Below are 17,759 nucleotides of genomic sequence, written 5' to 3'. Positions count from 1 at the left end.
TGCTCTCCTCCGTTAAGCCGTCTGCGGAATGCGTTCATCCGCCGCGGCCTTCGGGCCGGCGATGGTCTTCCACACGTTGTACGCCATGATCAACATACCGGCCAGATACATCAGGCCACCGAGCAGGCGCACGGCATAGAACGGATACATGGCCTCCAGACTTTCCACAAAGCTGTAGGTCAGGGTGCCGTCATCGTTAATGGCGCGCCACATCAGCCCCTGCATCACACCGGCGATCCACATGGAGGCGATGTACACCACAATGCCGATGGTCGCGATCCAGAAATGCACATCGATCAGTTTCACCGAATGCATCTGCTCGCGGCCAAACAGCTTGGGAATCAGAAAATAGACCGAGCCGATAGTCACCAGGCCGACCCAGCCCAGTGCCCCGGAGTGCACATGGCCGATGGTCCAGTCGGTGTAGTGAGACAGGGAGTTGACGGTCTTGATCGCCATCATCGGTCCCTCGAAGGTCGACATGCCGTAGAACGACAGCGAGACGATCAAAAATTTGAGAATCGGATCGGTGCGCAGTTTGTGCCAGGCGCCCGATAACGTCATGATGCCGTTGATCATCCCGCCCCAGGACGGCGCCAGCAGGATCAGCGAGAACACCATACCCAGCGACTGGGCCCAGTCGGGCAGGGCGGTGTAGTGCAGATGATGCGGGCCGGCCCACATATAAATGGCAATCAGCGACCAGAAATGCACCACCGACAGCCGGTAGGAGTAGATCGGCCGCTCCGCCTGCTTGGGGATGAAGTAATACATCATGCCCAGAAAACCCGCGGTCAGGAAAAAGCCCACCGCATTATGGCCGTACCACCACTGCACCATGGCATCGATGGCCCCGGGGTAGACCGAGTAGGACTTGGTCAGTGTCACCGGCATGGCCAGACTGTTGACCACATGCAACACCGCGATGGTCAGGATAAAGGCACCAAAAAACCAGTTCGCCACATAAATATGTTTGACCCGGCGTTTGGCGAGTGTGCCGAAAAAGACAATGGCGTAGACGACCCACACCACGGTAATCAGCAGATCGATCGGCCACTCCAGTTCGGCATACTCTTTACTGCTGGTCACCCCCAGGGGCAAACTGATAGCCGCCAGCAGAATCACCAGGGTCCAGCCCCAGAAGGTAAACGCCGCCAGCCGATCGCCGAACAGTCGCACCTGACAGGTTCGCTGGACCACATAATACGACGTGGCAAACAGCGCCGAACCGCCGAAGGCGAAGATCACGGCATTGGTATGCAATGGCCGCAGGCGGCTGTAGGTGAGCCAGGGGATATCGAAATTGAGCGCCGGCCAGACCAGCTGCGCCGCAATCACGACCCCGACCAGCATTCCGACGATGCCCCAGACGACGGTCATCACCGTAAACTGGCGCACCACCTTGTAGTTATAAGTCGATTGGTTATCCATGGACTTTCCTTTTTATTCTCAGCAAAGCAAGGGAAGGCTACGAGCTTGAACCATATCCAAGCCACAGGAATAAACCTAGTCCAGGCCTTGATCTGGATCAAAAAAAAAGACGTATTTTTTTTAAACGTCGGGGAATCGCCGCCCGGGTGAGCGGCTCAGGCGCTGTGGGAACTGGAGTTATCCACGGGACTATCAGGCAGTTCGCAACAATGGCCGACGATCGCGCGCAAACCGGCCGGGTCAAGAATACGAATATGCTTGCGTTCTACCCGGATCAGGCCCTGATCCTGAAAACCGGTCAGTAACCGGCTGATGGTCTCCATGGCCATACCGAGCATATTGGCGATATCCCCGCGCGACATGCTGAGGTTGAACTCGTAGGCCGAGTAACCGCGCAGCTTGTAGCGATCGGACAGGTTCAGCAAAAAACTGGCCAGGCGGTTTTCCACCGGCATGCGGGCCAATACTGTCATGTGACACTGATCGTGCTGAATTTCGGCACTCATCAGCCGGAACAGATGATGCTGCAGACCGGGGATTTCCCGACTCAACGGTTCCAGATGATCGAAGGGAATCTCGCAAACACTGGTAGTCTCCAGTGCCACTGCCGAGCAGCCATGGCGGTTGTCGCCGATCGCATCCAGGCCAATCAACTCGCCAGGCAGGTGCATGCCGATAACCTGCTCCTGACCATCGCTTTGACTGGTATAGGTTTTCAACGACCCCGAACGGATGGCATACAACGAGGTAAAGTCCTCGCCCAGGCGGAACAGAAATTCGCCTTTTTCCACCGGCCGGCGACGTTTGATAATTTTATCGAGCCTGTTGAGATCGCCTTCGGCCAACCCCATCGGCATGCACAACTGATACAGACTGCATTTCTGACATTGGGTACGAACTTCGGACAAATTGACGACGCGTTGTTTGGACATGGACCTCGACCCGACTCCGGTTGGTTGGCTATGACAAGTTAACGGCAGCCGGCAGGGCCACCTTGATAAACTATACTCGCACCCGGCCCGACTTAACAAAACAGTTGGTTTAATCGCTTGATTAAAAACCGCCGGAATACCCGAGCCAAAACCTGCGGCATCGCCTGTGGAATCTGGTAGAATCCGGATTTTCCCGCAGCCGTTTATTTCGGTATGCTATCGCTTTGAACCGGCGCCGGCCCGCGCCCCTGACTGGAGTCATCATGTCCGCACGTCGTGCCAACATCGAACGCAACACGCTGGAGACCCGGATCCAGGTCAGTATTGATCTGGACGGCCAGGGCGAGGTCGAGCTGAACACCGGCCTGCCGTTTCTCGAGCACATGCTCGAGCAGGTAGCGCGCCACGGCATGATCGATATCACCCTCCAGGCACAGGGCGATCTGCACATCGATGCCCACCACACGGTGGAGGATATCGGCATCAGCCTGGGCCAGGCCTTCGACAAGGCGGTGGGCGACAAGCAGGGCATCCGCCGCTACGGCCATGCCTATGTCCCGCTGGATGAGGCCCTCTCGCGGGTCGTTATCGATTTTTCCGGCCGGCCCGGCCTGGAATACGGGGTTGATTTCCCGCGCTCGCACATCGGTGAGTTTGACGTGGACCTGTTTGGCGAGTTCTTCCAGGGCTTCGTCAACCACGCCCGGGTGACCCTGCACATCGACAACCTGCGTGGCCGCAACGCCCACCATATTGCCGAAACCGCCTTCAAGGCCTTCGGCCGGGCATTGCGCATGGCGCTGGAACCCGACCCGCGGATGCAGGGCATTCTGCCCTCCACCAAAGGTAGCCTCTGAACCAACTACCGGGGGCGACCCCGCTTAACCGTCCCGACTGCTATGTCTACTGTTGCTGTAATTGATTATGGAATGGGCAATCTCCACTCGGTGAGCAAGGCCCTGGAAAAGGCTGATCCCGCCCGCCGGGTTCTGGTTACCGCCGATCCCGAACAGATCGGCCAGGCCGAGCACGTTGTCCTCCCCGGCGTGGGCGCGATTCGCGATTGCATGGCGGAAATCCGTCGCCTGGGTCTGGAACCGGTGATTCACCAGGTGGCCGAACAGGGTACGCCGCTGCTGGGGGTCTGTGTCGGCATGCAGGCGATGATGGAGTACAGCGCCGAGAACGACGGGACCCGCTGTCTGGGGCTGCTGCCCGGCAAGGTACTGGCCTTTGCCCGGGATATGCGCGATCCCCTCAGCGACGAACGGCTCAAGATCCCGCACATGGGCTGGAACCAGGTCTATCCACAGGTCGAGCACCCCTTGTGGCAGGGCATTGCCAATGGCGCGCGCTTCTATTTTGTCCACAGTTATTATGTGGAGCCGGCCGAGCCGGATTTGATCGCCGCCTCCTGCAGCTACGGCATTCCGTTTACCTGCGCACTGGCAAAAGGTAATGTATTTGCCGTACAGTTCCATCCGGAGAAAAGCCAACACACCGGTATACAACTGTACACCAACTTTTTGAACTGGGACGGTTCCCTCTAAGCACACCACTGTGACGTTCGAGCAAACACGAGAGACTTCACCATGCTGCTGATCCCTGCCATCGACCTCAAGGACGGCAAATGCGTCCGTTTGCGTCAGGGCAAAATGGAAGATGAAACGATTTTTTCCGACGACCCGGTCAGCGTGGCCGCACGTTGGGTCGAGGCCGGCGCCCGACGCCTGCATATCGTCGATCTCAACGGCGCCTTCGCCGGTAAACCGGTCAACGCCGACGTGGTCCATGCCATCGCCAGCGCCTTCCCCGATCTGCCCATCCAGATCGGCGGCGGTATCCGCGACGAGGAAACCGTGGAGACTTATCTCGATGCCGGCGTGCAGTATGTAATCATCGGCACCAAAGCGGTCAACGCGCCCCATTTTGTCAATGATCTGTGCATGGAATACCCCGGCCACATTATCGTCGGCCTGGACGCCAAGGACGGCAAGGTGGCCATCGACGGCTGGTCCAAGCTCTCGCGTCACGATGTCATCGATCTGGCCCAGCATTTTGAACAGGACGGCGTCTCGGCCATCGTCTACACCGACATCGGCCGCGACGGCATGATGAGCGGCGTCAACGTCGAGGCCACCGTCAAGCTGGCCCAGTCGATGGCTATCCCGGTCATCGCCTCCGGCGGCATTACCAACATGGACGATATCCAGGCCCTGTGCGAGGTCGCCAACGAGGGTATTATGGGCGCCATCACCGGCCGGGCCATCTACGAAGGCAGCCTCGACTTCACCGAAGGCGCCGCCCTGGCCGACAGCTGCGGGGGCGAGTAATAATTTTGAATGTTGAATTTTAAATTTTGAATTGCCAAATCGGTAGTTAATTCAACATTCAACATTTAGCATTCAAAATTGCTCTACGTCGTCTCTGCGGTAAAAAACTATTTGAGGTATTCATATGGGTCTGGCCAAACGTATTATTCCCTGCCTGGACGTGGACAAGGGCCGGGTTGTGAAGGGGGTGCAGTTCGTGGATATCCGCGATGCGGGGGATCCGGTGGAGATCGCACGCCGCTATGACGAGCAGGGCGCCGACGAGCTGACCTTTCTGGATATCACCGCGAGTCACGAAAACCGCGAGACCATGATCCATGTGGTGGAACAGGTGGCCGGCCAGGTGTTTATTCCGCTGACCGTCGGCGGCGGCATTCGCAAGATCGAGGATGTGCGCGCCATGCTCAACGCCGGCGCCGACAAGGTCGCGATCAATACCGCGGCGGTGGACAATCCCGAGTTCGTGCGCGAGGCAGCACAGAAATTCGGCTCCCAGTGCATTGTGGTGGCCATCGACGCCAAACAGGTGAGCGAGGACCCGAAAAAGTGGGATATCTTCACCCATGGCGGGCGCAAGGCCACCGGCCTGGACGCGATCGAGTGGGCCAGGAAAATGGTCGACTACGGCGCCGGCGAGATCCTGCTGACCAGCATGGATCGCGACGGCACCAAACAGGGCTTCGATCTGGATCTGACCCGCGCCATCTGCGATGCGGTCAGCGTCCCGGTGATCGCCTCCGGCGGCGTCGGCAACCTGGACCACCTGGTTGACGGCATCAAACAGGGCCACGCCGACGCCGTGCTCGCCGCCAGCATCTTCCACTTCGGCGAATACAGCATCGAGGAAGCCAAGCGGCGCATGGCCGGCAGCGACATCGAAGTCCGGCTTTAGAAAAAATTTCACCGCAGAGGCGCAGAGGACGCGAAGAAATAATTTTTAGTGTTGAATTTTAAATTTTGAATTGCAAAATCCGCATTTAATTCAAAATTCAAAATTAAGCATTCATAATTAACTTTGCGCTCTCTGCGCCTCTGCGGTAAAAAATCATTATGAGTACAAACTGGCTGGATGAGATCAAGTGGACCGGGGACGGGCTGGTACCTGTGATTGCCCAGGAGACGGGCACGGGCCAGGTGCTGATGCTGGCCTGGATGAACCGCGAGTCGCTGGCGCTGAGCGTGCAGGAGGGCAAGGCGATCTACTGGTCGCGCTCCCGGGGCAAGCTGTGGCGCAAGGGCGAGGAGTCGGGCCACGAGCAGATCATCCGCGACATCCGCCTGGATTGCGATAATGACGTGATTTTGCTGGAGGTGGAGCAAAAAGGCGGCATCGCCTGTCATACCGGCCGACATCGCTGTTTTTTCAAGCAGTTACAGGGTGATCAGTGGGTCGAGGTGGAGCCGGTGATCAAGGATCCCGACGCCATATATAAATAGCATCCCCACAAACGGCCCCAAACGTGGAATAATCCCCGCCTATGAGCGACATATTGCAACAACTCGCCGAGGTGCTCGAACAGCGTAAAGGGGCCGATCCCGACAGCTCCTACGTCGCCGGCCTGTACGGCAAGGGGCTGGACGCGATTTTGAAAAAAATCGGCGAGGAGGCCACCGAAACGGTGATGGCCGCCAAGAACGGGGACCCGCAACAGATCGTTTATGAAACCGCCGATCTGTGGTTTCATACCCTGGTGATGCTGGCGCATCAGGGGCTTGGCCCGGATCAGGTGCTCGATGAGCTGGCGCGCCGCTTCGGCCTGTCGGGGCTGGAAGAGAAAGCCAACCGGAACCAATGAGGTCATCATGAGCGACTGCCTGTTTTGCAAAATTCTCGCTGATGAAATTCCCTCGGATCGGGTCTATGAGGATGATCAGATGATCGTCTTCAAGGATATAAACCCCAAGGCCGAGGTGCATTTGCTGGTGATCCCGCGCGAACACATCGACAGCCTTAATGAGCTGGAACCACAACACGATGCACTGGTGGGACACATGCTGCGGCAACTGCCGAAAATCGCCAAACAGCAGGGGCTGGATGACGGCTTTCGCACCATTATTAACACCGGCGAAGGCGGGGGACAGATTATTTTTCATCTGCACATCCATCTGATGGGCGGAAAGAATATGCCCGGCTTTGAATAGTCACAACGCTGATTGTTATTTACTGACACAGACAGCGCTTCAATAATCGTTAACGTTCAGGACGTGGAGTAACATCATGGGTATTGGTATCTGGCAACTGGTTATTATTCTGCTGATTGTGCTGCTGCTGTTCGGCGCCAAGCGCCTGCGCAACATCGGCTCCGATCTCGGCAGTGCGGTCAAGGGCTTCAAGAGCGCGGTCAAGAGTGAAGAAGACGCCGCTGAGGACAATGACTCGTCCAAACTGGAAAGCAGCGACGAAAACCAGACCATCGAAGGCGAAGCCACCAAGGTCAAGGACGAGGACAAAACCTGAAAGGGTTTCTGAGCATGGCAACGATAGCAGGGGTCAGAGATCTGCCTGTCTCCTCGTCCCTCGTCCCTCGTCACTCGTCCCTTTTACGCTATGTTTGATATCGGCTTTCTTGAACTGATTATCATCACGGTCGTGGCCCTGGTGGTCGTCGGCCCCGAACGCTTGCCTGCGGTGGCCCGCAATGTCGGCAAGTGGGTCGGCCGCACGCGCCGTTTTGTCACCCAGGTCAAATCCGACATCGATCGCGAGATGAAACAAGAAGAGCTGCGCAAGGCGCTTGAAGAAGATGCCGGCCTGGACGAGATCAAGCAGATCATGAACAGCGACCGCTTCACCATCGAGGAAGAAGAGAAGCCGGATTACCTGGTCAAGGCGACCGGCGACGACGAGACAGAACAGACCTCCGAACAATCCGACGCCGAAATTATCGATAAGCCCCACAACGACAAACCATCGTCCGACACCGCAGCTGATGAGCAAGAAAAGCCCGAACGATAACGATCAGAGCGCGGAACAGGAGACGCCGTTCCTCTCGCATCTGGTCGAGCTGCGCGATCGTCTGCTGCGTATAGTCGGACTGGTCTTGATTCTAACCGTGGCACTGATGGCAGTCGCCAACGATCTCTATTATTACTTCTCGCTGCCCCTGCAGGGCTATCTGGTCGAGGGCAACAAGATGCTTGCCATCGGGGTGATCTCACCCGTCTTCACGCCATTCAAGCTGGCCCTGATTGCTGCGTTTTTTCTCTCTGTCCCCTATGTCCTTCATCAGATATGGTCCTTCATCGCGCCCGGTCTTTATAAGCACGAGAAAAAACTGGCTCTGCCTTTGCTCGTCTCGAGCATTATCCTGTTTTACCTGGGCATGGCCTTTGCCTATTACGTGGTCTTCCCGCTGGTGTTCGAATTCACTTCCAGCTTCGCCTCGGAAAGTATCGACTACCGACCGGATATCGCCAGCTATCTCGATTTTGCCATTAAACTGTTTTTTGCTTTCGGTGTGGCGTTCGAGGTACCCATCGCTACCATTATGCTGATTCTGGCCGGGGTCACGACCCCGGAAGCCCTGTCGCAAAAACGACCCTATATCATCGTAGGCGCTTTCGTGGTTGGCATGCTGCTGACCCCGCCGGACATCATTTCCCAGACCCTCCTGGCTGTGCCCATGTGGCTGCTGTTTGAGGTCGGTGTCATCTTCGGGCGCATCATGAAGCGCAAGCGCGAAGAAGAGACGTCTGCCGAAGAAGCGGAGCAGGAAGAAGCCCCGCTTAGTAGCGAGGAGATGCAAGCGGAAATGGAAGCCGAACTGGATCGTGCCATTGCCGAGGAAGAGGCGCTGAACAAGGATGACAACAGCGACAACAGCGACAACAGCGACGATACTCAGAAAGATTGAGCACCAAAAGGCCGATCACTGATTACAGACCCGAAGTGCCATTTGCCTTCACCCCGGGCCGCCGGGGTCTAGATTGAAAAGTTTCCCCTCCATTGCCCTTGTTTAAAATCTATCGTCAGCTCGCGGGGGCGCATTTTTTTTGCCCCGGGCGTCTCCAGCTTCCGTTTACCCGGATAGTGACGGGCAAACTCAACCGGATCACATTGATCAGACTGTACCGTGCGCACAGTGACAGACAAATGTTGCGTCACCGGGATGATATCACTGTCGGACTCAAAGTCCGCCGGGTGAAACAATACCCGTTTTTTGACCATGCAGGAGAAATACAGCTGCATTTCAACCAGTAACGGTTCCTCCAACTGCTGTAACTGGCGCTGTGCGCGCCGGGTCCAGTGCACTGTCAGCTCCTTGCCCCGATACTGGCACCGTGCGATATGCCGGTGCGGATGCAGGAACTTCTCCAGCCAACGCGACGGCGCGAACAAATCACCCGTGCCCAGGTAACTGTGATTGATCAGAAAACTTCGCATGATTTTCCTCGATATATAGGGTCATTGATCGGCCTGCCGCAGCCGGCTCTCCAGGCTTCAACGGCAATGAACAGGTGGCGCTATGACCCCGGCACCAGAATACGTCGTTGCGCGCGGCAGGGCCTGGCGACGCCCTAAAATTCGGTTCAATTTCAATCATAACAAACTTGAACGATCATTCAAGTATTGCCATACTCGGAATTATTGAATAATCACTCTATAACCAGGAGAGCACCATGACACGCTTTACCTTTCATGATGAAGATTCCGCCCCGCAGGCCGCCAGGCCGGCCATGGACCAGGCCAAACAAAGCTCGTTTTCATAAACGTATGGCATCCGCCATTGGCAATCGGATGGGAGCTGTAAGGTCCGGGACGTTTCTGCGACCAAACCTTTATTCCTTCTGACTCAACGGCGGTGCGATTATTACGCTCTTGATGCAATCGGGATGGATTATCCGCGCAGCCAGGCCGCGGATAACCGCCAGTTCAGGGAAAGCTTCGAAAAAACATCAACCAAACGGAAGCAGGACATATTTCATGAAGGCCTCCGATCTATTTGTCAAGGCACTCGAATCCGAAGGGGTGGAGTACATTTTCGGCATTCCGGGCGAAGAAAACCTCGACCTGCTCAACTCACTAAAGGACTCGAATATCCGGCTCATCCTGACCCGGCACGAGCAGGCTGCCGGTTTCATGGCCGCCACCTATGGACGACTGACCGGTAAAACCGGGGTCTGTCTTGCCACCCTGGGGCCAGGTGCCACCAACCTGGTCACGGCCGCGGCCTATGCCCAGCTGGGGGCAATGCCCATGCTGATGGTCACCGGCCAAAAACCGATCAAAGCCAGCAAGCAGGGGGAATTCCAGATCGTTGACGTGGTGGATATGATGCAACCGCTGACCAAGTACACCCGCCAACTGAGCAGCGCCCACAACATTCCCGCCCGGGTGCGCGAGGCCTTCCGGCGCGCCGGGGATGAGCGACCCGGCGCGGTCCACCTGGAGTTGCCCGAGGATATCGCCCGCGACGAGACCGACGCCGGTGTGATCCCCCGCAGTCACTTCACCAACCCGCGCGCCAGTGACGATGCCATCGAGGCCGCGCTGCAGATGCTGCATTCGGCCCGCCATCCTCTGTTGTTAATCGGTGCCGGCGCTAACCGCCGCCAGACCTGCGCGGCATTGCGCGCCTTCGTCGACAAGAGCGGCATTCCCTTTTTCAGCACCCAGATGGGCAAAGGGGTCATCGACGAACGCCATCCGCTGTTTCTTGGTACCGCCGCCCTCTCCGGCGAGGATTATCTGCACCGGGCCATTGAGGCGGCGGATCTGATCATCAATGTCGGCCATGACGTGGTCGAAAAACCGCCTTTCATCATGGATGATGAGCATAGCGGTGAAGTCGAAAACCCCGATCTGGCGGGTGCCGGTAAGGCCGGTAACGCCAGGGTGATCCATGTCAATTACATTACCGCCGCCGTCGACGCGGTCTATCATCCCCAGCAAGGCGTGATCGGCGATATCACCGACAGCATCGAACGACTCACCACCGGCGTCAAGATACAGAAACAGTGGGATTTCAGCCGCTTCATGACGGTCAAGCAACACCTCGATGCCCATCTGAGGGAAGGAGTCGAGGATGACCGCTTTCCCCTCTATCCACAACGGCTGGTAGCAGAAATCCGCCGGGCCATGCCGGAAGACGGGATCATTACGCTGGATAACGGTATCTACAAAATCTGGTTCGCCCGTAATTATCTGGCATACCAGCCCAATACCGTCCTGCTGGACAACGCCCTGGCCACCATGGGCGCCGGCCTGCCTTCGGCCATCGCCGTCAAAATCGTTCACCCGGATCGCAAGGTGATGGCGATCTGCGGTGACGGTGGGTTCATGATGAACTCCCAGGAATTGGAAACAGCGGTGCGCCTCGAACTGGATCTGGTAGTCCTGATCCTGCGTGACGATGCCTACGGCATGATCAAGTGGAAACAGGCCAACATGGGATTCGAGGATTTTGGTCTGGATTACGGCAATCCCGACTTTGTGCAGTACGCCAACAGTTACGGTGCCCGGGGACATCGGATTGCCTCCGCAGCGGGACTGCCAACGCTGTTGCAACAGTGCCTCAACGAGACCGGCGTCCATCTGGTTGAAGTGCCAATCGACTATATCGACAACGATCGTATTCTCAATCACGCCATCAAGGAACAGAGCCGAGCGATATAGGAGACCTTCATGCTCGCACACTTTTGCGCACTGACAGCCGATAACCGCTCTCCCGCAGGGAACCGTGACGTGGTCGGACCGGCCGTCGCCGCCGGCTGTCCGGTGATCGTCAAACCGGCGGAGGACACACCGCTTTCCTGTTTTCGTTTCGTCGCGATGCTGCACATTGAAACGCGCTTTCCCATCGGAGAGTATTCAAAATAACAAAGGAGTCGTTCATGAGTACTGATTTGTTCGAACCGGTTCAAACCGGTGACCTTACCCTGGCCAACCCCGATCTGGTCCGCCGTTACTGCGAGGATCTGCCGTTGAACGATCCGGATACCGCCACCTTCTATGGCGGGGACGAAAAGGGTTACACGGATTATCCGTTTTACTCTTCTTCTGCACAGCATGCAGACATGCTTGCTACCGACCAGTAATCTCTTTAACAGACAATTTCTGAATATTGCGGGACAGAACTGTAAGGAATGCTTCGCTGCAACGACCAATGAAAAACGAAGAAAGCCCAAACGGCCGCCTCCTGGCACTCGTTCTGGATTTCTTCGGGGCGGGACCGCGGTAGTACACCTCAATCGTACCGGTACCGCTTAATCAATACCTTGCGCACAGGCCAGCCATCCCGCCCATGCGCAAGGACACCAACGGGATGGTATTTTAAAAGCTGATGGAGAATTCACATGTCACAGTCAAAAAAAACACTCAAATCCATTTCATGGGCCGTTGGCGCCACATTTGTTACCACACTCGCGGCCAGCAATGTCGCCTCCGCTGCCAGCCCGGCAGGCGATAATCCCTTTGCCATGAGCGAACTGGGCGGCGGTTACATGCTGGTCGCCCAAAAAGGCGCCGAAGGCAAATGCGGTGAAGGGAAATGCGGCGAGGGCAAGCGCGCCGACTCCAAAACCAAGGAAGGAAAGTGTGGTGAAGGCAAGTGCGGCGCCAAATCAGACAAGAAGGATAAAGATGCCGAAGGAAAATGCGGTGAAGGCAAGTGCGGCGGTAGTCGTTAAGCGCGCAGCCTGAAACGCATGCCGGCAAGTTCAGCCTGCAATGTGCCATTACCGGGCGCCGCGGACGAACAGTTCTGCTGTTCGACGCGGTCAGCCCGGTCTACCTTCAAGTACATTCAACGCTGTAATGCGGTTTTTTGACTACCCTATAAATATGGATACATAAATCACAACAAGGGAAACTGTCTGGAGGATACAATGAATTTTCTATGCAAACTGCAAGGTCTGCTGGATAAAAGCAGACAACTTGATTTTATCGCGCCGCTTTTACTGCGGCTGTTTCTCGCACCGATCTTTATTCTCGCCGGCTATGGCAAGCTAAGCTCCCTGGATAATACGGCCTATTATTTCGGTGAGATGCTGGGTATGCCGGCTCCCATGCTGATGGCCCTGCTGGCCGGCGCCGCGGAATTCTTTGGTGGAATCGCCATCCTGATCGGGCTGGCCACACGCTGGTTTGCTATCCCCCTGATGGTCACCATGATCATGGCCGCCACCACCGCGCACTGGGAAAACGGCTGGCATGCCCTGCCCGAAACCACCCTGACCGTACCCTGGGAATGGCGCATGGATATGATTGAAGGTGCCGTTGAACGCCGCGACATGGCGCGTGAAATCCTCAAAGAACACGGCAATTACAGCTGGTTGACCGAATATGGCAGTATCACAATTTTGAAAAACGGCATTGAGTTTGCCGCGACTTATTTCATCATGCTACTGGTGTTGTTCTTCCACGGCGCGGGACGTTATGTCAGCCTGGATTACTGGATTGGCCGAAAGCTGGTCACTTGATTCACGCAGCCTCCTCGTGAATCGTTGCCGGTCCACCCTGGACCGGCTTTTTTATGTCTGGATGTCCTCGGTGACATGAATGTAATACGTGGTAAAAAGCTGAATAACCATTCCTAAAAGGTGCACAAAACTCTCGCAGAGACGCGGAGAATGAGCAATATCAGATTGCTTTGCGCCGTGGCGTCTGTGCGAGAGCTCAGCTTTTTTCCTCTACGGCACAGCCTGGTTGTGTCTCACCGCCAACGTCGGCGGTTTGTCAGGGTTTAATCAGGGAGAACCAGCCCTGACAGGTCGACGTGTCTAATTTTTACCGCTGAAACGCTGACAGGCTTTATGGATAAAATCGATCTGCTTGTTGTAGTTACGGCAACCCGAACACATCATCAGATGAAACCGCAGGGCCACCCGTTTGCGAAACGACAGGGACTCATCCTGCTGTTGCGACAAAAGTTTGGTGGTATCTTTACAATTGAGCATCGTGCATTACCCCTGTGCAAACCATTCTTTTTCGAGGCACAGCCGCAGCCGTGAACGTGCCCGGTGCAGTATCACCCAGCAATTGCTTTCGCTGATCTCAAGCTGAGCGCAGATCTCCGCCGTTTCAAAGCCGAGAAATTCGCGCAGGGTAAACACCCGTGTCGACTGTTCGGTCAGTTCTGCCAGGCACAGCTCGAAGATGTGCCAGAACTGCTCATTATCGAGCTCGTTTTCGGGATCGCCCCAGTTTGCCGGCCGCTTTTCCTTGCGCCACTCGCCTTTCTCATTAAAGAGCTGTTCGATCTCCACATCGCTGCCGTCCTCGGCGGTCAAACTCTGTGTCGGATGACGGGAGCGATAGCGCAGCATATCGATGATCTTGTTGCGCAGGATCGAGAAGACCCAGGTCTTGAGCTGGGAGCGGCCGGCAAAACCGTCGCGGGCGAGGTAGGCTGCAGCCAGCGCCTCCTGCACCGCATCTTCCGCGGCGGCCTCATCACGCAGCTGAAAGCGGGCAAAGCGCAGCATATCATGGCGCAGTGCGGCGATATTCGCCTCGGAGAAAGGCCCGCTGGCCCGCGGATTGTCGGCACCCTGTGATGGCTGGCGCATGGCGGAAATAGCCCCGGGTAAAAAATTTGCCCCATTGTAACCGAGCCATTGGCCAGGCGGTATCCTGACAGTATGCGCTGTCAAGGCGCCTCCTCAATATTCAGACGGTTGCGCAGCCACGCCTCCGTGACGCCGCCGAGTCTGACCTCATCGATCCGGTCGTTTGCGACAATGATAAAAGAGGGTGTGGCGGCCACGCCAAACCGGCGTGCCAGCGCCGGGTGGCTGGCCACATCCACCTTGACCAGATTAGGGTATTCCCGGCACAGCCGATCCACGAGCGGGGCCACGGCCCGGCAGGGGCCGCAATGGACCGCATGGAAGAAATAGATTCGTCGCGCCGCCCTGTTCGCCCCGTCGACTGCGGTGGTATCCGGCGCCGGCCGGCCCACGTAGCGCCGGGCCTGGCGCAGCATGGACCATTGCCACCAGAGCAGAAAACCGACGACCGCGAGAATCAGCCCGAAAATGAACAGATTCATGGAGAAACCGGCTCAGTATCCGGCGTGGCTGAGTTTGTTATAGACCAGGCCGAGGACCAGCCCAAAAATGACATGCAATACCAGAGTGGCGACCGGGACCATCATACCGCTGGGCATCGCTACGCCAAACAAACCGGCCCCCATCATTGGCATCACTGCCACCATCATCACCAGCCAGCCCGCGACACCCAGAATAATCCCGCGCAGCCCATGGCCACCCAGTGGCAGATTGCCGAATACCAGGCTATAGGCCAGGCCGTAACCGATAACACCGATCATAAAATGGGCGAGCCAGCCCATGGCCGGCCCTGAACTCATCTGGGCAGACAGCATAGCGATCACGTTCAAATCGGGCATCAGCCCCATCATGCCTTTTAGCACCATGAGTACCGAAAGTACGACAGTGGCAGCCAGGCCGGCCATCAGACCATTAGTCACATTCTTCATTTTTCTCTCCTTGTCATATTTTGCCGGGCCAACCCCGGCTTCTTGCAGGTTGGTCGTCTAACGGCCAGAATCCTTACAAACGTCAGACATCGCATTTCGCGACGGGCTGTAAGGTGTGACCCTCCCGGACGTCTAAATAACTGTCCCTGAAAGGTGCGCAGAAAGTAGGTCAGGTTGCGCGCAGCGCTACCTGACACTCTGCGTATCAGCAGGGGTATCACGCAGGCTAACGCCAGCATGACCTGCAGGATTAGCCAGAGAGTTAGTCGGATATCGCCCGGCAGGGCCTCTCATAGCTTATCATGACATGTCTGTCTTATAACTAACCTGAAAAGAGATACCATGAACTTTGGACGCCGCTGGTGGTTTTTGGTCTATCTTGCCGTGCTCGGTCTCGGCTCGGTACTTTCGATCTATATTTACCAGCAGGGTCAGAACGTCCGCGACGAGATATTGCGCCTGAGCAACGACGATATCGCGCACCTGCACCGGATTGCCGATCTCAAACAGGCGGTCACCGCCCGTGAACCGATTCTCTACCGCTATTACACCGACACCGACCGTGACAGTTATCTGACCTCGTACAGCCGCAATAGCAGACGGGTTAATGACGGTATGGAGTGGCTGGCCAGGACCTTTGCGGACAATCCCGAGCTCGCCGAATTACAGAACGAACATTCGGTGCTACAGAAGCTGGCAAAAAAGCTCGACCAGGTATTGACTGCCGATTCAACAGACTGGGACGAGGCGCGCCGGATACTCGGCGAGGTCGCCGTCGTCTCCCGCTCGCTCAACAACCGGCTGGAACGTTTTGTCCGCTCGGTTGAACGCCAGGTTGCCGAACGCGGTAACTACGTCTCCGCGGCCTCGCTGGAGATGTTTTACCTGGTGGTCGCCGTGAGCGCGGTGATATTTGTTCTGGCTTTGTTTTTCGTCCATTACGCCTATCAACAGTTGTCCGACGCCCGGGCCCGGCGTTTGCTGGCTTTGTTTCCGGAACGCAATCCCAACCCGGTCTTTCAGATTGATACGCACGGCAAGGTTCTGTTTGCCAACCCGGCCGCCTATAACATGCACAGCGTTATTTTCCCGAACAGCGGGGAGATAGAGAGGTTGCTGCCACCAAACCTTCAAAAAAATATCAATGCAATGCACACCAGACATGCGCCTCTAATGCGTTTTGAATACACAGTCTCAACCTATATTTTTTTCTGCACCCTGCAATACCTGGAGGATTTCGACACCTGCCATGTCTATTTGCAGGATATTACCGCGCGCCGCAGCGCCGAAAATCGCAATGAATATCTGGCCTATCATGATTCATTGACTGATCTGGCCAATCGACGGCAGCTGGAAAAAGATGTCGCGGCAATGATTTCGAAAAACAGGCCTGACAACCTTATTGCAGTCGCCATAGCCAATATTGATCGTTTCAGCATGGTATCTCAAAGCCTGGGCCATCTTGCGGGCGATGAGCTGATCACCTCTGTGGCGAACCGCCTGCAACACTGTTTCTCTGAAACGGAGTACGACAATCCGATTAAAATTTACCGACTGGAAGGCGATCATTTCGTCATTCTGGCGGACAATGCGGACGAATTGTTTTCCGGTGAACTCTCTGAACATTTACGACGTATCGCCCGGGATCCCGTTCTTGTTGACAATCATATTCTGTCACTTACCATGAGTGTCGGGCTGGCGTACTTTCCCGAGCATGGCATGGATATATTTCAACTGCTCAAAAACGCCGAAAGTGCCATGCGCAGCATCAGCAATAAAGGTGGCAACGGGGTTTGTGTCTATCAATCCGAGATGAACGCCGACGCCCTGTTACGACTTGAGTTGTCTCATGATCTGCGTCAGGCAATAGCCGGAAATGAGCTGCTGATCTACTATCAGCCCAAAATCGATCTGCCCGGCGGCAACCTCGTCGGTGCGGAAGCCCTGGTGCGCTGGCAGCATCCCAAATACGGGATGATATCGCCGGCCGAATTCATTCCCCTTGCCGAGGAAACAGGCAGTATCACTCAGATCGGTGAGTGGATTTTGCGTACCGCCTGCACCCGTAACCTGCTATGGCAATCACATGACCAATTACCCGTCGCTGTCAATATTTCCGCCCACCAGTTTACCAACGAGCTTCCCGATCTCGTTGCCCAGGTTCTGCGCGAAACCGGTCTGGATGCCAGATACCTGGAACTTGAAATCACCGAAGGGGTTGCCATATCCATCGATTCATCGATCGATATAATGCACCGGCTACGCCGCCTTGGAGTCAAACTGGCGATCGATGACTTCGGCACGGGCTTTTCTTCTTTAGCCTACCTCAAGCAATTTCCAATCCAGACACTCAAGGTCGATCAATCCTTTGTCAAACAACTGGAAAACAGTCCGTCTGATCGGGCCATCGTGCGTTCCATTATCGAGCTGGGGCATCATCTCGACCTTGAGATTGTCGCCGAAGGTGTCGAAACCCCGGAGCAGCAAAAAATGCTCAGCGAATACGGCTGCGATATTATGCAGGGCTATCTTTTCGGTCGCCCTGTTCCAGCTGATGAATATGAAAAACTTTTTCTCGAAACCCGTCCGGAATCAAGCAACAAGAGGGAGATAACATGACCCTA

General features: G+C 56.0%; 21 protein-coding genes and 2 pseudogenes. 16 read left to right on the top strand and 7 right to left on the bottom strand.

Annotated features, from left to right (window positions below):
• Positions 1-12: 12 nt before the first annotated feature.
• Both ccoN and fnr read right to left on the bottom strand, forming a co-directional pair.
• Positions 13-1,431 carry a cytochrome-c oxidase, cbb3-type subunit I gene (gene ccoN, locus U5J94_RS04290; RefSeq protein WP_322564403.1) on the bottom strand — a complete coding sequence of 473 codons (1,419 nt, stop codon included), beginning with the start codon at positions 1,429-1,431 and terminating at the stop codon, positions 13-15.
• 155 nt (positions 1,432-1,586) lie between these two features.
• Complete coding sequence (gene fnr, locus U5J94_RS04285) at positions 1,587-2,363, bottom strand: fumarate/nitrate reduction transcriptional regulator Fnr (protein ID WP_322564402.1); 777 nt, start codon at positions 2,361-2,363, stop codon at positions 1,587-1,589.
• 263 nt (positions 2,364-2,626) lie between these two features.
• Here fnr and hisB point away from each other — a divergent pair, with 263 nt between their 5' ends.
• The 10 genes from hisB (at position 2,627) to tatC (ending at position 8,550) form a co-directional block, all read left to right on the top strand.
• Entirely contained in the window at positions 2,627-3,220 is a 594-nt protein-coding gene (gene hisB, locus U5J94_RS04280) for an imidazoleglycerol-phosphate dehydratase HisB (RefSeq protein ID WP_322564401.1), read from the top strand.
• A gap of 42 nt (positions 3,221-3,262) precedes the next feature.
• A complete protein-coding gene (hisH, locus tag U5J94_RS04275; protein WP_322564400.1) occupies positions 3,263-3,913 on the top strand; it encodes an imidazole glycerol phosphate synthase subunit HisH in 651 nt (216 codons plus the stop codon).
• A 42-nt stretch (positions 3,914-3,955) separates the two neighbouring features.
• A complete protein-coding gene (gene hisA, locus U5J94_RS04270; RefSeq protein WP_322564399.1) occupies positions 3,956-4,696 on the top strand; it encodes a 1-(5-phosphoribosyl)-5-[(5-phosphoribosylamino)methylideneamino]imidazole-4-carboxamide isomerase in 741 nt (246 codons plus the stop codon).
• Positions 4,697-4,820: 124 nt separating this feature from the next.
• The gene (gene hisF, locus U5J94_RS04265) at positions 4,821-5,588 is read left to right on the top strand and encodes an imidazole glycerol phosphate synthase subunit HisF (protein ID WP_322564398.1); all 768 of its coding nucleotides are present in this window, start codon (positions 4,821-4,823) and stop codon (positions 5,586-5,588) included.
• A 158-nt stretch (positions 5,589-5,746) separates the two neighbouring features.
• The gene (hisI, locus tag U5J94_RS04260; RefSeq protein ID WP_322564397.1) at positions 5,747-6,133 is read left to right on the top strand and encodes a phosphoribosyl-AMP cyclohydrolase; all 387 of its coding nucleotides are present in this window, start codon (positions 5,747-5,749) and stop codon (positions 6,131-6,133) included.
• Between the two features lie 41 nt (positions 6,134-6,174).
• On the top strand, positions 6,175-6,492 hold the full coding sequence (locus tag U5J94_RS04255) for a phosphoribosyl-ATP diphosphatase (RefSeq protein WP_322564396.1): 318 nt from the start codon (positions 6,175-6,177) through the stop codon (positions 6,490-6,492).
• Positions 6,493-6,499: 7 nt separating this feature from the next.
• Complete coding sequence (locus U5J94_RS04250; protein WP_322564395.1) at positions 6,500-6,838, top strand: histidine triad nucleotide-binding protein; 339 nt, start codon at positions 6,500-6,502, stop codon at positions 6,836-6,838.
• Positions 6,839-6,914: 76 nt separating this feature from the next.
• Complete coding sequence (gene tatA / locus U5J94_RS04245; protein WP_416224148.1) at positions 6,915-7,154, top strand: twin-arginine translocase TatA/TatE family subunit; 240 nt, start codon at positions 6,915-6,917, stop codon at positions 7,152-7,154.
• Positions 7,155-7,244: 90 nt separating this feature from the next.
• Positions 7,245-7,652 (top strand): Sec-independent protein translocase protein TatB, encoded by a 408-nt coding sequence (tatB, locus tag U5J94_RS04240; protein WP_322564394.1) that lies wholly within the window; start codon positions 7,245-7,247, stop codon positions 7,650-7,652.
• Complete coding sequence (gene tatC, locus U5J94_RS04235) at positions 7,627-8,550, top strand: twin-arginine translocase subunit TatC (protein ID WP_322564393.1); 924 nt, start codon at positions 7,627-7,629, stop codon at positions 8,548-8,550. Before tatB ends, tatC begins: the two co-directional genes overlap by 26 nt.
• A gap of 68 nt (positions 8,551-8,618) precedes the next feature.
• Here the strand turns inward: tatC and U5J94_RS04230 are convergent, their stop codons facing one another.
• Positions 8,619-9,080 (bottom strand): hypothetical protein, encoded by a 462-nt coding sequence (locus U5J94_RS04230; RefSeq protein ID WP_322564392.1) that lies wholly within the window; start codon positions 9,078-9,080, stop codon positions 8,619-8,621.
• Between the two features lie 540 nt (positions 9,081-9,620).
• On the opposite strand from U5J94_RS04230, the gene U5J94_RS04225 reads away from it, so the two are divergent.
• The 5 genes and pseudogenes from U5J94_RS04225 (at position 9,621) to U5J94_RS04205 (ending at position 13,117) form a co-directional block, all read left to right on the top strand.
• Positions 9,621-11,312: an acetolactate synthase large subunit gene (locus U5J94_RS04225; RefSeq protein ID WP_322564391.1), complete on the top strand. Its 1,692-nt coding sequence runs from the start codon at positions 9,621-9,623 to the stop codon at positions 11,310-11,312.
• A gap of 72 nt (positions 11,313-11,384) precedes the next feature.
• Positions 11,385-11,477 (top strand): annotated as a pseudogene (locus U5J94_RS15210) (aldehyde dehydrogenase family protein); the annotation flags it as partial.
• A 92-nt stretch (positions 11,478-11,569) separates the two neighbouring features.
• Positions 11,570-11,734: pseudogene (locus tag U5J94_RS04215) on the top strand (alkene reductase); the annotation flags it as partial.
• A gap of 258 nt (positions 11,735-11,992) precedes the next feature.
• Positions 11,993-12,325, top strand: a complete 333-nt coding sequence (locus U5J94_RS04210) for a hypothetical protein (RefSeq protein ID WP_322564388.1) — start codon at positions 11,993-11,995, stop codon at positions 12,323-12,325.
• A gap of 198 nt (positions 12,326-12,523) precedes the next feature.
• Positions 12,524-13,117 (top strand): DoxX family protein, encoded by a 594-nt coding sequence (locus U5J94_RS04205; protein ID WP_322564387.1) that lies wholly within the window; start codon positions 12,524-12,526, stop codon positions 13,115-13,117.
• Between the two features lie 300 nt (positions 13,118-13,417).
• Here U5J94_RS04205 and U5J94_RS04200 read toward each other — a convergent pair whose 3' ends face one another.
• From U5J94_RS04200 to U5J94_RS04185, 4 genes are all read right to left on the bottom strand, one after another.
• The gene (locus tag U5J94_RS04200) at positions 13,418-13,594 is read right to left on the bottom strand and encodes a zf-HC2 domain-containing protein (RefSeq protein WP_322564386.1); all 177 of its coding nucleotides are present in this window, start codon (positions 13,592-13,594) and stop codon (positions 13,418-13,420) included.
• 6 nt (positions 13,595-13,600) lie between these two features.
• On the bottom strand, positions 13,601-14,206 hold the full coding sequence (locus U5J94_RS04195) for a sigma-70 family RNA polymerase sigma factor (RefSeq protein ID WP_322564385.1): 606 nt from the start codon (positions 14,204-14,206) through the stop codon (positions 13,601-13,603).
• A gap of 80 nt (positions 14,207-14,286) precedes the next feature.
• On the bottom strand, positions 14,287-14,688 hold the full coding sequence (locus U5J94_RS04190) for a thioredoxin family protein (protein WP_322564384.1): 402 nt from the start codon (positions 14,686-14,688) through the stop codon (positions 14,287-14,289).
• A 12-nt stretch (positions 14,689-14,700) separates the two neighbouring features.
• A complete protein-coding gene (locus tag U5J94_RS04185; RefSeq protein WP_322564383.1) occupies positions 14,701-15,135 on the bottom strand; it encodes a DUF6789 family protein in 435 nt (144 codons plus the stop codon).
• A gap of 342 nt (positions 15,136-15,477) precedes the next feature.
• Between U5J94_RS04185 and U5J94_RS04180 the strand changes: the two genes are divergently transcribed.
• The gene (locus U5J94_RS04180) at positions 15,478-17,754 is read left to right on the top strand and encodes a bifunctional diguanylate cyclase/phosphodiesterase (protein ID WP_322564382.1); all 2,277 of its coding nucleotides are present in this window, start codon (positions 15,478-15,480) and stop codon (positions 17,752-17,754) included.
• The last annotated feature ends 5 nt before the right edge of the window (positions 17,755-17,759 follow it).

Origin of the sequence: Thiohalophilus sp. (genome assembly GCF_034522235.1) — a bacterium.
Classification (GTDB): domain Bacteria; phylum Pseudomonadota; class Gammaproteobacteria; order UBA6429; family Thiohalophilaceae; genus Thiohalophilus.
This window is presented reverse-complemented; position numbering and strand designations above follow the sequence as displayed.

Excerpts from the sequence above, each read along its gene's own strand:
- ccoN (WP_322564403.1), bottom strand. The coding sequence starts at position 1,431 with ATGGATAACCAATCGACTTATAACTACAAGGTGGTGCGCCAGTTTACG.
- fnr (WP_322564402.1), bottom strand. The coding sequence starts at position 2,363 with ATGTCCAAACAACGCGTCGTCAATTTGTCCGAAGTTCGTACCCAATGT.
- hisB (WP_322564401.1), top strand. The coding sequence starts at position 2,627 with ATGTCCGCACGTCGTGCCAACATCGAACGCAACACGCTGGAGACCCGG.
- hisH (WP_322564400.1), top strand. The coding sequence starts at position 3,263 with ATGTCTACTGTTGCTGTAATTGATTATGGAATGGGCAATCTCCACTCG.
- hisA (WP_322564399.1), top strand. The coding sequence starts at position 3,956 with ATGCTGCTGATCCCTGCCATCGACCTCAAGGACGGCAAATGCGTCCGT.
- hisF (WP_322564398.1), top strand. The coding sequence starts at position 4,821 with ATGGGTCTGGCCAAACGTATTATTCCCTGCCTGGACGTGGACAAGGGC.
- hisI (WP_322564397.1), top strand. The coding sequence starts at position 5,747 with ATGAGTACAAACTGGCTGGATGAGATCAAGTGGACCGGGGACGGGCTG.
- U5J94_RS04255 (WP_322564396.1), top strand. The coding sequence starts at position 6,175 with ATGAGCGACATATTGCAACAACTCGCCGAGGTGCTCGAACAGCGTAAA.
- U5J94_RS04250 (WP_322564395.1), top strand. The coding sequence starts at position 6,500 with ATGAGCGACTGCCTGTTTTGCAAAATTCTCGCTGATGAAATTCCCTCG.
- tatA (WP_416224148.1), top strand. The coding sequence starts at position 6,915 with ATGGGTATTGGTATCTGGCAACTGGTTATTATTCTGCTGATTGTGCTG.
- tatB (WP_322564394.1), top strand. The coding sequence starts at position 7,245 with ATGTTTGATATCGGCTTTCTTGAACTGATTATCATCACGGTCGTGGCC.
- tatC (WP_322564393.1), top strand. The coding sequence starts at position 7,627 with ATGAGCAAGAAAAGCCCGAACGATAACGATCAGAGCGCGGAACAGGAG.
- U5J94_RS04230 (WP_322564392.1), bottom strand. The coding sequence starts at position 9,080 with ATGCGAAGTTTTCTGATCAATCACAGTTACCTGGGCACGGGTGATTTG.
- U5J94_RS04225 (WP_322564391.1), top strand. The coding sequence starts at position 9,621 with ATGAAGGCCTCCGATCTATTTGTCAAGGCACTCGAATCCGAAGGGGTG.
- U5J94_RS04210 (WP_322564388.1), top strand. The coding sequence starts at position 11,993 with ATGTCACAGTCAAAAAAAACACTCAAATCCATTTCATGGGCCGTTGGC.
- U5J94_RS04205 (WP_322564387.1), top strand. The coding sequence starts at position 12,524 with ATGAATTTTCTATGCAAACTGCAAGGTCTGCTGGATAAAAGCAGACAA.
- U5J94_RS04200 (WP_322564386.1), bottom strand. The coding sequence starts at position 13,594 with ATGCTCAATTGTAAAGATACCACCAAACTTTTGTCGCAACAGCAGGAT.
- U5J94_RS04195 (WP_322564385.1), bottom strand. The coding sequence starts at position 14,206 with ATGCGCCAGCCATCACAGGGTGCCGACAATCCGCGGGCCAGCGGGCCT.
- U5J94_RS04190 (WP_322564384.1), bottom strand. The coding sequence starts at position 14,688 with ATGAATCTGTTCATTTTCGGGCTGATTCTCGCGGTCGTCGGTTTTCTG.
- U5J94_RS04185 (WP_322564383.1), bottom strand. The coding sequence starts at position 15,135 with ATGAAGAATGTGACTAATGGTCTGATGGCCGGCCTGGCTGCCACTGTC.
- U5J94_RS04180 (WP_322564382.1), top strand. The coding sequence starts at position 15,478 with ATGAACTTTGGACGCCGCTGGTGGTTTTTGGTCTATCTTGCCGTGCTC.